The sequence below is a fragment of the Vreelandella zhaodongensis genome (assembly GCF_013415115.1).
GTDB classification, from domain to species: domain Bacteria; phylum Pseudomonadota; class Gammaproteobacteria; order Pseudomonadales; family Halomonadaceae; genus Vreelandella; species Vreelandella zhaodongensis.
Window position 1 is genome coordinate 334,346 of record NZ_JACCDD010000002.1, and the last position, 13,846, is coordinate 348,191.

12 protein-coding genes are annotated in these 13,846 nt (G+C 54.7%); 8 read left to right on the top strand and 4 right to left on the bottom strand.

All coding sequences use genetic code 11. The annotated features are described in order from the left end of the window. Positions 1-16 precede the first annotated feature (16 nt). Positions 17-2,059, top strand: coding sequence for a phenylacetic acid degradation bifunctional protein PaaZ (paaZ, locus tag HZS79_RS04885; RefSeq protein WP_179927212.1), 2,043 nt, complete (start codon positions 17-19; stop codon positions 2,057-2,059). A 99-nt stretch (positions 2,060-2,158) separates the two neighbouring features. On the opposite strand, the gene HZS79_RS04890 is transcribed toward paaZ, so the two are convergent. The 4 genes from HZS79_RS04890 to HZS79_RS04905 all read right to left on the bottom strand — a co-directional run bounded on the left by HZS79_RS04890 (position 2,159) and on the right by HZS79_RS04905 (position 5,972). Beyond that, the gene (locus HZS79_RS04890) at positions 2,159-3,454 is read right to left on the bottom strand and encodes a TRAP transporter large permease (protein WP_162216970.1); all 1,296 of its coding nucleotides are present in this window, start codon (positions 3,452-3,454) and stop codon (positions 2,159-2,161) included. Further along, positions 3,447-3,989 carry a TRAP transporter small permease gene (locus tag HZS79_RS04895; RefSeq protein ID WP_162216969.1) on the bottom strand — a complete coding sequence of 181 codons (543 nt, stop codon included), beginning with the start codon at positions 3,987-3,989 and terminating at the stop codon, positions 3,447-3,449. The genes HZS79_RS04890 and HZS79_RS04895 overlap by 8 nt, the downstream gene beginning before the upstream one ends. Positions 3,990-4,076: 87 nt before the next feature. Further along, positions 4,077-5,123, bottom strand: coding sequence for a type 2 periplasmic-binding domain-containing protein (locus HZS79_RS04900; protein ID WP_179927213.1), 1,047 nt, complete (start codon positions 5,121-5,123; stop codon positions 4,077-4,079). A gap of 360 nt (positions 5,124-5,483) precedes the next feature. Next, on the bottom strand, positions 5,484-5,972 hold the full coding sequence (locus tag HZS79_RS04905; protein ID WP_162216967.1) for a MarR family winged helix-turn-helix transcriptional regulator: 489 nt from the start codon (positions 5,970-5,972) through the stop codon (positions 5,484-5,486). 493 nt (positions 5,973-6,465) lie between these two features. Here HZS79_RS04905 and HZS79_RS04910 point away from each other — a divergent pair, with 493 nt between their 5' ends. The 7 genes from HZS79_RS04910 to HZS79_RS04940 all read left to right on the top strand — a co-directional run bounded on the left by HZS79_RS04910 (position 6,466) and on the right by HZS79_RS04940 (position 13,832). Next, a complete protein-coding gene (locus tag HZS79_RS04910) occupies positions 6,466-7,434 on the top strand; it encodes an MBL fold metallo-hydrolase (RefSeq protein ID WP_162216966.1) in 969 nt (322 codons plus the stop codon). A 74-nt stretch (positions 7,435-7,508) separates the two neighbouring features. Next, entirely contained in the window at positions 7,509-9,239 is a 1,731-nt protein-coding gene (locus tag HZS79_RS04915) for an FAD-dependent oxidoreductase (RefSeq protein WP_179927214.1), read from the top strand. Continuing rightward, positions 9,226-9,426, top strand: a complete 201-nt coding sequence (locus tag HZS79_RS04920) for a DUF2783 domain-containing protein (protein WP_162216964.1) — start codon at positions 9,226-9,228, stop codon at positions 9,424-9,426. Before HZS79_RS04915 ends, HZS79_RS04920 begins: the two co-directional genes overlap by 14 nt. 66 nt (positions 9,427-9,492) lie before the next feature. Beyond that, complete coding sequence (gene hmgA, locus HZS79_RS04925) at positions 9,493-10,800, top strand: homogentisate 1,2-dioxygenase (RefSeq protein WP_179927215.1); 1,308 nt, start codon at positions 9,493-9,495, stop codon at positions 10,798-10,800. 60 nt (positions 10,801-10,860) lie between these two features. Continuing rightward, positions 10,861-11,880: a fumarylacetoacetate hydrolase family protein gene (locus HZS79_RS04930; RefSeq protein ID WP_179927216.1), complete on the top strand. Its 1,020-nt coding sequence runs from the start codon at positions 10,861-10,863 to the stop codon at positions 11,878-11,880. 21 nt (positions 11,881-11,901) lie between these two features. Next, complete coding sequence (gene maiA, locus HZS79_RS04935; RefSeq protein WP_162216961.1) at positions 11,902-12,546, top strand: maleylacetoacetate isomerase; 645 nt, start codon at positions 11,902-11,904, stop codon at positions 12,544-12,546. Between the two features lie 95 nt (positions 12,547-12,641). After that, a complete protein-coding gene (locus HZS79_RS04940) occupies positions 12,642-13,832 on the top strand; it encodes a Bcr/CflA family efflux MFS transporter (protein WP_179927217.1) in 1,191 nt (396 codons plus the stop codon). Positions 13,833-13,846 lie beyond the last annotated feature (14 nt).

Genomic DNA, 13,846 nt, shown 5'->3' on the forward strand with positions numbered 1-13,846 from the left:
TACGGGAGAACACGCAATGCCAGTTTTGCAAAGTTACATCTCAGGCCAGTGGTTCGGAAAGACCGAGTCCAAAGCCCTTATCAGCGCCATTAACGGCACCACCGTTGCGCATACTCACCAAGAAGAGATCAATTTCCGCGAAGCGGTGGCGTACGCCCGCAACACCGGCGTGAAAAACATTCTGGCACTGGATTTTCAGCAGCGGGCCGCCATTCTTAAGGCGCTGGCCGCCTATATCCAAGAGCGTAAGCGTGAGCTTTATGCGATTTCCCACCACACCGGCTGCACCAAGGCCGACTCCTGGATCGACATCGACGGTGGTTTCGGCACCCTGTTTACCTACGCTTCCACGGGCCGCAAGGAACTGCCCTCCGGCAATGTGGCCCACGAAGGTCCGGTGACACAATTAGGCAAAGAGAACCACTTCAACGGCACCCACATTCTGGTACCCCGCCGCGGTGTCTCTGTGCATATTAATGCGTTCAACTTTCCTATCTGGGGCATGTTGGAGAAGTTCGCGCCCGCCTTTCTGGCAGGCATGCCGTGTATCTTCAAACCGGCAACGGCGACTAGCTACCTGACCGAAGCGGCCGTGCGCGTCATCAACGATTCTGGCCTGCTGCCGGAAGGTGCGCTGCAACTAGTGATCGGTGGAGCCGGTGACCTACTCGACCACCTGGAAGAGCAGGACTTTGTCACCTTTACCGGCTCGGCAAGCACTGCCCTAATGCTGAAAAGCCACCCTAACATCATGGCCAAGAGCATTCCGTTTAACGCCGAGGCGGACTCGCTCAACAGCGCCATTATGGCGCCAGATGTAAGTCCTGAAGACGAAGAGTTCGATATCTTTGCTAAAGAAGTCGTCAAAGAGATGACCGCTAAGTCAGGCCAGAAATGCACCGCGATCCGCCGAATTTTAGTGCCCGCCGAGCATCTCGATGCATTGGCAGACACAATCACGGCGCGCCTTGCCAACATCGTGGTCGGTGACCCTCATGAAGAAGGTGTGCACATGGGCGCGCTCTCTTCCCGTGACCAGTTGAGAGACGTTAATCATGCAATCGAAAAACTGTTAGAAACCAGCGAGTGTGTCTTCGGTAAAGACGGCAGCTTCAAGCCTGTCGGCCTGGGTGTTGAAAACGGTGCCTTCATCACTCCCCACCTGCTGATCAACCGCAACCCGTTGAACGACGGCGGCGCTCACGACATCGAAGCCTTTGGCCCTGTCGCGACGCTAATGCCCTATCGCGGCATTGACGAAGCCCTGGCCATCGCCGCCAAGGGCAAGGGCAGCCTGGTAACCACGCTGACCACAAAAGACCCCGCCATTGCTGCCGAAATGATCCCTGTGCTGGCCGCCCAACATGGCCGCCTGCAGATCCTGGATGCCCAGGCAGCAAAGGAATCCACTGGCCACGGCTCTCCGCTGCCGATGCTCAAGCATGGCGGGCCCGGCCGCGCAGGCGGTGGCGAGGAGCTCGGTGGCATTCGCGCTGTTCACCACTATCTACAGCGTACCGCTATCCAGGGCTCTCCGACCATGCTCGCGGCAGTCACAGGGGAGTATGTGCGTGGCGCGAAGGTGATCGAGAACGATATCCACCCATTCCGCCGCCATTTCGACGACCTGCAGGTTGGCGAGTCACTGTTAACTCACCGCCGCACCGTCACTGAAGCCGACATCGTCAATTTTGGCTGCCTTTCCGGCGACCACTTTTACATGCACTTCGACGACATTGCCGCAAAAGAGACCCAATTTGGCCAACGCATTGCCCACGGCTACTTTGTACTGTCGGCAGCTGCTGGTTTGTTTGTTTACCCAGGCGAAGGTCCCGTATTGGCTAACTACGGCCTGGATACGCTGCGCTTTATTACGCCTGTGCTGGTTGGCGACACCATCCGCGCCCGCCTCACCTGTAAGCGCAAGATTGATCAGGGACGAACTTCTCCCGACGGACACCCCCAGGGCGTGGTGATGTGGGACGTCGCGGTGACCAATCAACATGATGAGCTGGTCGCCAGCTATGACATTCTAACGCTGGTCGCAAAGCGCCAGTAACGGCTCAGCCTAATAGCCAGACATAAAAGCAAGGCAAAAAAATGACAGGGCAAACGCCCTGTCATTTTTTTGTATCGTACGAAAGTTAATAAAACCGTTTTAATACAGCAGTCGTGGTAGGAACAGCACGATGGCGGGGAAGATAAGCACTAGCAGTGCGCGTATGGTACCTGCGACCCAGAACGGGGTGACGCCGCGGAAGATAGTGCCCGTTGATACATCCGGCAATACGGCTCGCAATACGAACACGTTCATACCAACAGGGGGCGTTATCAAACTGATTTCGATAACGATAACCACAAGAATACCGAACCATACCAAGTCGTAGCCTAACCCCGCGACGACTGGGAAAAACACCGGCACGGTTAGCAGCATCATCGACATGCTTTCAAACACACAGCCCAGTATCACGTAGATAGCGATAATCACCAGAATGACCACAAAGGGTGCCACATTCAGGTTGTTAACCAGCGCCAGCAGGTCGCCAGGTAGCCCCGCACGGTTGATAAAGTTAGCGAAGATCAGCGCCGTTAACACCACTGCAAATAGCATCGCCGTGGTACGCACGGTATCCATCAACACATTCATCAACACTTGTGGTGTCAGCGCCCGACGCGTCAATGCAATCAGAAACGCACCCATCGCGCCGATTCCGGCTGCTTCTGTGGGCGTAAACACGCCCAGGTAAATACCGCCAATCACCAGTACAAACAGCGCTAGCGTACTGCCTACACTTTTTAGTGCTTGAATCCGCTCAGCCCACGGCACTTTTTCTGCGGCAGGGCCGGCGCTAGGGTCGCGCCAGAGGACCCACTTGATGGCACCAATATAAAGAAAGATGCCAAGAATGCCGGGGATAAAGCCAGCCGCGAACAGCTCGCGGATACTGGTTTCGGTCAGAATTCCATAAATCACCAGCATGACGCTGGGTGGTATCAAGATGCCCAAGGTGCCACCCGCAGCGATGGAGGCAGCGGCAAGCGAATCCTTATAGCCATACTTGCGCATTTGCGGCATGGCGACTCGACCCATGGTCGCACACGTCGCTAAGCTCGATCCGCAAATCGCGCTAAAACCGCCGCAGGCAACAATCGTCGCCATCGCCTGGCCACCCTTGCGGTGACCTAAAAAGCCATTCGATGCTCGAAATAAGGCATCGGACAATCCTGCATGGGAAACAAAGTTGCCCATTAGAATGAACAGTGGAATAACGGACAGGCCATAATCCATGGCGGTATCTACCACTCGGCGCGCCGCCATGGCTTCAGCAGCATTCCAGTTACCGGTGAGCAAATAGAACCCAGCAAAACCGACGATACCCATCGCAAACGCCAGAGGCACGCGCAGGAACACTAAAAACAGCAACACTGCGAAACCGTACAACGCTTCAGTCATGGGGCTCTCCTTTACTCAATGGGCCACCTTTTTCGATTACCTTGAGCCCTTCGAGCAAATAGAAAACGGCTCGCACGAGAGTCAACAGTGCTGAAAGCGCCAGCATGATAGCGATCAACCCGATCAAATAACCGCGTGGAATACGCAGAAACTCGGTCACGTCTCCCCATGAGAAGGCGCGCTCCGCCAGTGCCCACACGCGCTGAGCCATCACCCAAAGGGCGGCCGTCACGATCAGGTTGACGATCACTTCACGTATCCAGACAAGCTTTGCTGGGAAAACCGCATCAAGCAGATCAACAGCGACATGCTCTTGACGCCAACAAACGACCGGCAGCGACAGAAATACCAGCGCTGCCAGCATCAGCTGGGTTAATTCAACGGTGCCAAGGATGGGGGAGTTAAAAAAGTAGCGGCCGCCTACGTCAGCAGTGGTCAACAGCATCATGCCAAAGAGGGTAGCGCCTGCCACCCCCTCTAGCATCATCTGCAGAACCCGACTAACGCGCGTAGCACGTGCCATTTGGGTTTGCATGGTCGCTCTCCGTCTAGCGCCAGTAAGTACTTACTTAGAGTTATCAGGTGCTAAGTCTTAAGGTGCTAAGTCTTAAGGTGCTAAGTCTTAAGGTACTAGGCTACTTACGCTCTCTTCTTCGGCTGCAGCAATCAGCTGCTCGCGATAGAATTCGATAGCGGCCATCGCATCAACGTTGCGGTTCTCTGAGACAGACTCAGCCCACTCAGTAATCATGCTGTCACTCATACTTTGTAGCGTGCCGAGGTCATCACTACCGAGTTCGGTAAAGGTATGACCAAGCTCTTCTGCAAAGTCGACGCCACGCACATCCGATACATCCATCATGTAGCCGAACAAGCGAGACAAGCGCTCACCAGAGACTGATTCAACGGCCTCACGATCCTCAGGAGACATTTCATCCCAGATCATGGGGTTGACGACGATGGTGAAACTGCCGCGATAGAAACCGCCATCTACTTTGAGGGTGTAAGGGAAAATCTCCGCAACACGGAAGCTGCGAAGCCCTTCAGGAACAAGCATGGCTCCATCAATGACGCCCTGAGAACCCGCTTCATAAACCCCGGTAGGCGGTAAGGCAACACCGGTCAGTTCCAGAGCATTGGAGAGATCGCCCATCACGCCACCACCGACGCGAATGCGCTTGCCTTTAAGGTCTTCTAACGTTTCGTACTGCTCGCTACTAAAGATCCAGCCGGGTCCATGGACACCCGCGGCAACAACATCAACGCCACGGTGTTCGCCAGCGGCGGCCAGGTACTCTTGGTGCGTGCGCCAATACGCACTAGACGCATTTTCTGATGAAAAGTCTTGAAAGGTGGGGAATTCCGGAAGCTTGGTTAGCTGAAAGCGGCCAGTGTTATAGCCGTGGAAAACCCAGGTCGCATCGGCGATACCATCGGCCACCATTTCCATCTGGGAAGCTGGAGGCCCCATATCATGTATCACGTCTACGGTTACGCGACCTTCCGTTGCTTCTTCAATCCACGCTTTCCACGTTGGCCATACCATGGTGTTGATGCCGTGATTAGGGCCAGCCCAGGTGCTCACGGTGATAGTCGTTTGTGCAAAGGCGGAGGTGCTCAGCGTTGCGGCGGCAATAGCGCCGATCATCAGGTTTGTTGTTTTATTCACTTTTTCTTTCCTCTGGTCATCACGAAGTGGAAGCGCAGAACGTGATACTTTATTTTTTTTATATACCAATTATGTGAATCACGTTATTGCTCACAATGCCTGCAGATACGTGGATCGTGCAACGCCCCATCGACTAATAGATGTTAATACTTAAGTAGCAATATATATGATTTAATTTAATTACAGCCACTTACAATCATAAGCATTGATTTCATGGGTCACTATCAATGACGACAAGCGGTAATTTTTCGCCCAGCATTTCGTTACATAAATATTGTCTATCGAGCCACTAACGACACACCACTGAAAAAATACGGCTTCCCATCTGTCATCTGGCCCCGCCTTTTCTGTGTCTAGTCTTTAGCCAATCCTCTCCAGCTGCCGTTCAAGCTTGCGCATGGTATTAAGCAAATCACGATACTCACCAACGCTCAGAGTCGACACCAGATCGGCTTCCCACGCCTGAGCTTCTGGCACCAACTTATTGAGTAGCGCTTGCCCAGTATCTGTCAGCTGTAAGTCATGTTGGCGCTGGTCCTGCTGTGCTGGTGTGCGGCTTATCAGTCCACGCTCTTCCAGCGACTGAATAGCGCGCGACACACGCGCCTTATCCATATTGGTGTAGGCACAGACCTTCTTAGCGGTTAAATCATCACAGTGGCTAAGCCATGCAAGCACACGCCACTGGGCGATGTTGAGCTCATAGGACTCGGCATAAAGCTTCTCTAACGCCTGGCTGATGCGGTCAGCTAAACGGTTAAGCTGATAGGGTAAAAATTGGTTGAGATCCAGCTCTGCCCTGGCTAAAGATTCCAGAGATGCCTCGCCGTCTGCTTTATCCATCGTCATTGTATTTCTCCTAGAGCCACCGTTCGTCAGGGGTGGTGATGACAAAAATCAGCACGATAGCTGGGAATGTAGGCACCAGCAACGTGCCTATCATACTGACCACCTCGAGGAAGAGAGTCCTCTTAGCTCCGCCCAATAACTCTGTTTGCAATAACCCAGTTCGCAACAACACGGATCGCCGCTTAACAGCCTTCACTACACAAGGACGTGATCAGCAGTAGATTGCCCCTATTAGGAAAAGCCCCTAGCAGAATAAGGTAGAACACTGCCGCCAGATACTCTCTCTTGCAACTAATTTGCCGATTTTCATTATTATACTTAGGTAGCATATTACAACAATCATCTGATTTATTAAGAGTTATTGTTAATTTCATGCAAAAGCTAGGCTGACTCATCGATGGAATACTGGACATTTAGTTTCATTAGAAACTATCCTCCTGACATACAACATTCCAATGAATACCTGAATCATCCTGATAGCACCGGAGATACCATGAGCAAGAAATTCGCATCCCATGCCGATACCGAAGAGAAACAGATCAGTTTCATCAAGCTGGCAGAAGGGCTTTACGCCTACACGGCCGAAGGTGATCCCAATACCGGTATTGTGATTGGCGATGACAGCGTAATGGTCATCGACACCCAGGCTACGCCCATCATGGCCCAGGATGTTATCCGCCGTATTCGTGAGGTCACTGACCTGCCGATTAAGCATGTGGTCATGAGCCACTACCATGCGGTGCGTGTACTTGGGGCTTCTGCATATAACGCTGAGAATATCTACGCGAGCCAGAACACTTATGACCTAATTGTCGAGCGTGGCCAGCAAGACTATGAATCAGAAGTCGGCCGCTTCCCCCGCCTGTTCAAAGGGGTCGATTCTGTCCCTGGTTTAACCTGGCCAACTACTGTCTTCCAGGAAAAACTGACGGTGTTTATGGGTGAGCGCGAGGTACAGATCATCCACTTGGGCCGCGGACACACCAAGGGCGACACCATCGTCTGGTTACCGAAAGAAAAAGTGATGTTTGCCGGTGACCTGGTTGAGTATGGCGCCACCCCATACACCGGCGATGCTTACCACGAAGACTGGCCAGCCACGCTTGACCGCCTGCAGGCCATGCAGCCCCAAAAGCTGGTACCCGGCCGTGGCGATGCCCTGCAAACTGCCGAGCAGTGCCAGGAAGCCATTCAAGGCACCCGCGACTTCTTGAATGACATGTATGGAAGTGTCAAAGCGGGCAAGGCGGCGGGCAAATCGCTCTCTGAGTGCTACGCCGAAACTTACGCGTTACTGAAGCCGAAGTATGGCCACTGGGTCATCTTCGATCACTGCGTCCCCTTCGATATCACTCGTTGCTACGACGAGGCAGGCGGCGAATACCCGGATCCCCGCATCTGGACGGCAGAGCGCGATACCGCTATGTGGCACTCGCTGCAGGACGCCGTCGAAAATCAGTAAGTGCTTACTAGAGACACCCTCTATCATGCCCAGCTGCCGGGTGTAACGCACCCGACGCTGTAGGGGAGCAATAGATGCCAACAACCTATAAAAATCCTGTCTATCCTTACCGACGCCCGTCTGAACTCGATGTTCAAGACGTTCGCCATTACCCAGTGGTGATTGTCGGTGCCGGACCTAGCGGCCTCGCCGCCGCCATCGATTTGGCTCAGCAAGGCATTAATTCGATTGTCCTGGACGATAACAACACCGTTAGCGTGGGGTCGCGGGCGTTGTGCTTTGCCAAGCGTTCACTGGAAATTATCGACCGCTTAGGGTGCGTCGAGCCGATGCTTGAAAAAGGCGTCACTTGGCAGCACGGCCGCGTTTTCTTTCAGGATCGCGAGGTCTATGACTTCAACCTGCTGCCAGAAGATGGCCACCGTATTCCCGCCTTTATTAACTTGCAGCAGTATTACTTTGAAGAGTTTCTGGTCAACCGCGCCCACGACTTTGCTGAGCAAATTGATCTTCGCTGGAAGCATAAGGTCATCGATGTCGATGCTCAGCCTGACAGCACCGCCATCAAGGTCTCAACTCAGGATGGTGATTACCAGCTGACCTGTGACTATCTCCTCGTTTCGGATGGCGCTAACAGCCGAATCCGCGACATGCTGGGCCTAGAGTGCAAAGGCCAGGTATTTCAGGACCGCTTCCTGATTGCTGATGTGGTGATGAAGGCTGACTTCCCAACAGAGCGCTGGTTTTGGTTTGATCCGCCCTTCCATCCCAATCAGTCGGTGCTGCTGCACAAAGAGCCGGACAACGTTTGGCGTATCGACTTCCAGCTAGGCTGGGACGCTGACCCGGAAGAAGAAAAGAAAGAAGAGAACATTCGCCCACGCGTACAGGCAATGCTTGGCCAAGACGTGGAGTTTGAGCTTGCGTGGGCCAGTGTCTATACCTTCCGTTGCCGCAAGATGGATAACTTCATTCATCACAGCGTGATATTTATGGGCGATGCGGCTCATCAAGTATCCCCCTTTGGTGCCAGGGGAGCGAATGGAGCCCTACAGGGCGTGGAAAACTTAGCCTGGAAATTGGCCCGCGTTCTCAAACAGCAGGCGCCAACGACGCTTTTGTCCACGTACAACACCGAGCGCCAGCACGGCGCGGCAGAAAACATCCTTAACTCTACCCGCGCCACTGATTTTATTACCCCGAAGAGCCATATCAGCCAAGTGTTCCGCGATGTGACGCTGGAGCTGGCTGAGAAACATGCCTTCGCACGTAGTCTGGTCAACAGTGGCCGCCTTTCCATGCCGTGTCGCTATGACAACTCACCGCTGAATACGCCCGATGTTGATGGTGGCCCAAGCGAGTTGCGCCCAGGTAGTCCAACCAAGGACGCGCCCATTCGATTGGGAGAACAGAACGCCTGGCTACTCAATCAATTTGGTAATGGTTTTGTGTTGTTACTCGACGGCCGTGTTGATGATAGGCACGCCGCCACACTTGCCGCACCGTTGAGAGAGCTGTTAGGCCGTCGCACTGATTTAAGCCTGGTGGTCGTTGGTCCAGCACCAGATGAGCTTAGCGCTTTACCGCGCACTACCGTCGTGGACGATCTTGAAGGATTAGTGACCCAACGATACGGCCTGAGAGCAGGTGCCGGTTACCTTATTCGTCCTGATCAGCACATTGCCGCTCGCTGGCACGCCATCACTGCCCGCAGGGTTGACGACGCGTTAGACCGCGCGCTAGGCGTTCATCTTGCTGGTACCGCTGACACTACCTTCCAGGAAAGTTGCCATGCCAAAGCTTGAACTGAATCCGAACTTCACTGACCCGGACGCCTTTTACGCTGCGCTCACGGCGTTACATCGCGACCGCAGCGAGGCTGAGAGCGAGCGCATCAATGCTCGCCTGATCCTGTTACTGGCTAATCACATCGGCGAACAAGCCGTGCTTGAAGAAGCGATTTCCCATGCGGTTGGTAGCGGTGATCAATAGCCGCGCCATAGGTTTATGAAAATATAGATTTAACAAAATAACGTTCAAATAAAGCAGGTCTTAACAATGACGGAACAACTGAAATATCAAAACGGCTTTCATAACCACTTTTCAAGCGAAGCGCTGCCGGGAGCCCTGCCGATTGGGCAAAACTCCCCGCAAAAGTGTGCTTACGGCTTATACGCAGAACAACTCACTGGTTCCGCATTTACAGCACCGCGTCATCAAAACTTTCGCAGCTGGCTTTACCGCATTCGCCCTTCGGTTGTTCAGAGCGCATATCAGCCACTGGAAAATAACAACGTACACACAGCCCCGCTAGACAAGCCCGCGGCGGACCCTAACCAAATGCGCTGGGACCCCGTTTCGATACCGGATGCGCCGACTGATTTTATCGATGGCTTGTTTACCATTGCGGTCAACGGAGATGCCGGAACCCAAGCTGGCGTGGGCGTGCATGTCTATACGTTCAATGAAGACATGACCGAGCGGTTTTTCTACAACGCGGATGGCGAACTGCTCTTCGTTCCGCAACTGGGCGCTATTCGTCTGCGTACCGAGTTTGGTGAACTCGAGGTCGATAACGGTGAAATTGCCGTTATTCCACGTGGCGTGAAATTCCAAGTGCGTAAAGCGCAGGGTGTTGACGCTGCACGGGGGTATATTTGCGAGAACTACGGGAGTCCTTTAGAGCTACCCGGCCTCGGCCCCATTGGGGCTAACGGTTTAGCCAACCCGCGTGACTTCCAAAGCCCCGTGGCAGCCTATGAAGACCTGGAAGGCGACTACCGCTTAGTGGCTAAGTTCTCTGGTCGTTTCTGGGAGACAAAGCTCAACCATTCGCCGCTAGATGTGGTGGCGTGGCACGGCAACTGCGCGCCGTATAAATATAATCTCGCTAACTTTAACACCATCAATACGGTGAGCTTCGATCATCCGGATCCGTCAATCTTCACTGTATTAACGTCCCCCTCCGATACCCCAGGAATGGCTAATCTTGATTTTGTGATCTTCCCGCCGCGCTGGATGGTTGCTGAGAACACTTTCAGGCCGCCCTGGTTCCATCGCAACCTGATGAGCGAGTTTATGGGGCTTATTCATGGCGAGTACGATGCCAAGGCGGAAGGCTTCACCCCTGGCGGCGCCAGCTTACATAACTCCATGTCGCCACACGGCCCAGATGCTGAGACATTTGAGAAAGCCTCCAACGCTGAGCTGAAGCCACAGTTCCTAGGGGATACACTGGCCTTCATGTTTGAAAGCCGCTACTTCTTCCATCCGACCCCTGCGGCTCTGAATGCTGACTTCCGCCAACGTGACTATGTGGATGTTTGGTCGACACTGCGTTCGCACTTCGACCCAAGCCAGCCCTAACACCATTTCTTCATGTGGGGCTGTTTCGAGCCCCACGTTGACAACAAGGATTGAATAACCATGAAACTTGCAACACTTAACAAAGGCCGCGACGGAGAACTTATCATCGTCTCCCGCGACCTCTCCCGCGCGGTGAGCGCTGCTGATATTGCCCCCACACTTCAGGCAGCCCTCGAAAGTTGGGAAGTGGTTAGCCCTCAGTTGGAGGCGCGCTATGCGCAACTGAATAGTGGCGATGCCGACGGAGCTTTTGAGCTTGACCAGCGTGCGCTTCACTCCCCGTTACCGCGTGCCTATCAGTGGGCTGACGGCTCCGCCTATCTGAACCATGTCCAGCTGGTACGCCAGGCACGTAATGCCGAGATGCCCGAAACCTTCTGGACCGATCCGCTCATGTACCAGGGCGGTAGCGACTGTTTCCTGGCACCCACCGAAGATATCGAGGCGGTGAGTGAAGAGCATGGTATCGACTTTGAAGGTGAGATTGCGGTCATTACCGGCGACGTGCCAATGGCAGTTACCCCCGAGGAAGCCGCCAAGCATATTAAGCTAGTAATGCTGGTTAACGATGTGAGCCTGCGCGGCCTCATTCCAGGTGAACTCGCGAAGGGCTTCGGCTTTTTCCAAGCTAAGCCCGCCTCTTCTTTTTCGCCCATCGCGGTGACCCCCGATGAGCTGGGCGATGCTTGGCAGGATGGCAAAGTGCACCTGCCGCTGACCGTGCACCTGAATGACGAGAAGTTTGGCGAGCCAGAAGCTGGTCCCGATATGATTTTCAGCTTCCCTCAGTTGGTTGCCCATGCCGCCAAGACCCGTTATCTCGGCGCGGGCGCTGTGATTGGCTCGGGCACTGTTTCCAACCCAGACCCCGACGGCGGCCCTGGAAAACCGGTGGCTGATGGTGGCGTAGGCTATAGCTGCTTGGCCGAAGTGCGCATGGTCGAGCAGATACTCCACGGCCAGGTGAAAACCCCCTTTATGCGCTTTGGTGACCGGGTTCGCATCGAGATGTTTGACCGCGAAGGCAACAACATATTTGGTACCATCGATCAGCAAGTCGTGAAGTACCAGCCCAAATAAAGCCAACATAAGGAAGGCAACATGACGACGCTTTACGGCTATTTCCGCTCGTCGGCTGCTTACCGGGTGCGTATCGCCTTGAACCTTAAGGGCCTGGACTACGATCAGGTCCCAGTCAATCTGGTGAAAGGCGAGCAACGTGGTGGCGAGCATCTGACTCGCAACCCTCAGGGGATGGTACCTAGCCTGGTACTGGACGATAGCTCAGTAGTTAACCAATCGCTGGCGATCTGCGAGTATCTCGATGAGGTACACCCCGAGCCCGCGCTGCTACCGGTTGATGCGTTAGCACGCGCCAGGGTTCGCGCGCTTGCCCAGTCGGTGGCTTGCGAGATTCATCCACTCAATAACCTGCGGGTACTCAAGTATCTCGTGGGTGAGCTGGGTGTGGATGAAGCGGCTAAGCTAGCGTGGTATCGCCACTGGATTACCGAGGGCTTCGCAGCCCTGGAAGCGACGCTCTCTGCTGACGCCAGCAGCGGCGATTTTTGCCACGGCGACACCCCAACGATTGCGGATATCTGCCTGATTCCCCAGGTTTATAACGCCGAACGCTTCGAGTGCGATTTGTCAGCCTACCCGACGATCCAGCGCATCGCTGCCAATTGTCGTTCGCTGCCAGCCTTCGAAAAAGCCGCACCCGAGGCACAGCCTGACGCCAACTAAGCTGAAGCTAAGCCAAACTAAGCAGGCTAACATAAGCGGGCGTCTTTCCACTCGGGAAGGCGCCCGTCTCATGTCCAACCATAAGGAGTTAAGGGGTGCTAAAGCTGCCCTCTACCGCCACCGTCATAGCTCTCGCCGCGATGACTGCGCTCGGTCCGCTAGCGACGGATATGTATTTACCTGCCATGCCCGCCATGGCAGAAGCGCTGAATACTGGCCCAGACCGCATCCAGCTGACCCTTAGCCTCTATATGGCTGGATTCGCTCTGGCCCAACTATTGTGCGGGCCAATCTCTGATCGCTTTGGCCGCCGACCGGTGATGATCGCGGGTTTATCGCTGTTTCTCGCGGCGAGCCTACTCTGCGCCTGGGCGCCGAGCGTCGAGTGGTTACTGGCAGGCCGCTTTCTACAAGCCTTCGGCGGTGCTGCTGGCCCTGTGCTAGCCAGGGCAGCGGTGCGTGATATCCATGGCCCCATCGAGGCCGGGCGTATCCTCGCCTACATGGCAAGCACCATGGCGCTCGCCCCTGCTCTGGCTCCTGTAGTAGGCGCGGGGTTACTGCTGTTTTTTGGCTGGGAATCGGTGTTCGTGGTGCTTGCGCTCTACGCGGCGGTGATGCTGGCGGTACTGATACTGATGCTGCCCGAACCGCTGGCGAAGGAGCGGCGGCAATCGATTCACCCGAAAACAATACTGGCAAACTTTCGCCTACTGCTGAGCCAACGCGCCTTTATTGGCTACACCTTGGTGAATGCTGCCGCTTTTTCTGGGCTGTTCGCGTACCTTTCTGGCTCATCCTTTGTGCTCATTGAGTACATGGGAGTCGCCCCTACCCTGTATGGCGTGCTGTTCACGCTGATTGTCGCAGGCTTCTTCGTCGGGACGCTGGTCAGCGGCCGCTATAGCCACCGTCTGGGTCGTGATCAACTCATCACCCTGGGCACCGTCGTCTGCGCGACAGGGGGCGTGATCATGGCTGGCTTGGCTGCCGTTGGTATCCATCTACCGTGGGCGGTGGTGGGACCGCATATGGTGTTTATGCTGGGGGTAGGTATTCTGATGCCACAAACAATGGCCGGTGCACTGGCGCCCAACCCCCAATGTGCAGGCGCGGCGTCTTCTTTATTTGGTTTCCTGCAGATGACGATTGCCGCAGTGGTGGGTGGATTAGTCGGGCAATTCCACGACGGCAGCTCGCGCACCATGGCTTTGACGATCGGGCTGATGGGGCTGCTCGCCTTGCTAAGCCACTGGCTGCTGGTACGCCGCCACAAAGAGGCGTAGTTGAATCAACTGTA

Coding starts and splice junctions, on each gene's coding strand:
- maiA (WP_162216961.1), top strand. CDS start 11,902: ATGACGACGCTTTACGGCTATTTCCGCTCGTCGGCTGCTTACCGGGTG.
- HZS79_RS04915 (WP_179927214.1), top strand. CDS start 7,509: ATGCCAACAACCTATAAAAATCCTGTCTATCCTTACCGACGCCCGTCT.
- HZS79_RS04890 (WP_162216970.1), bottom strand. CDS start 3,454: ATGACTGAAGCGTTGTACGGTTTCGCAGTGTTGCTGTTTTTAGTGTTC.
- hmgA (WP_179927215.1), top strand. CDS start 9,493: ATGACGGAACAACTGAAATATCAAAACGGCTTTCATAACCACTTTTCA.
- HZS79_RS04905 (WP_162216967.1), bottom strand. CDS start 5,972: ATGACGATGGATAAAGCAGACGGCGAGGCATCTCTGGAATCTTTAGCC.
- HZS79_RS04910 (WP_162216966.1), top strand. CDS start 6,466: ATGAGCAAGAAATTCGCATCCCATGCCGATACCGAAGAGAAACAGATC.
- HZS79_RS04895 (WP_162216969.1), bottom strand. CDS start 3,989: ATGCAAACCCAAATGGCACGTGCTACGCGCGTTAGTCGGGTTCTGCAG.
- paaZ (WP_179927212.1), top strand. CDS start 17: ATGCCAGTTTTGCAAAGTTACATCTCAGGCCAGTGGTTCGGAAAGACC.
- HZS79_RS04930 (WP_179927216.1), top strand. CDS start 10,861: ATGAAACTTGCAACACTTAACAAAGGCCGCGACGGAGAACTTATCATC.
- HZS79_RS04920 (WP_162216964.1), top strand. CDS start 9,226: ATGCCAAAGCTTGAACTGAATCCGAACTTCACTGACCCGGACGCCTTT.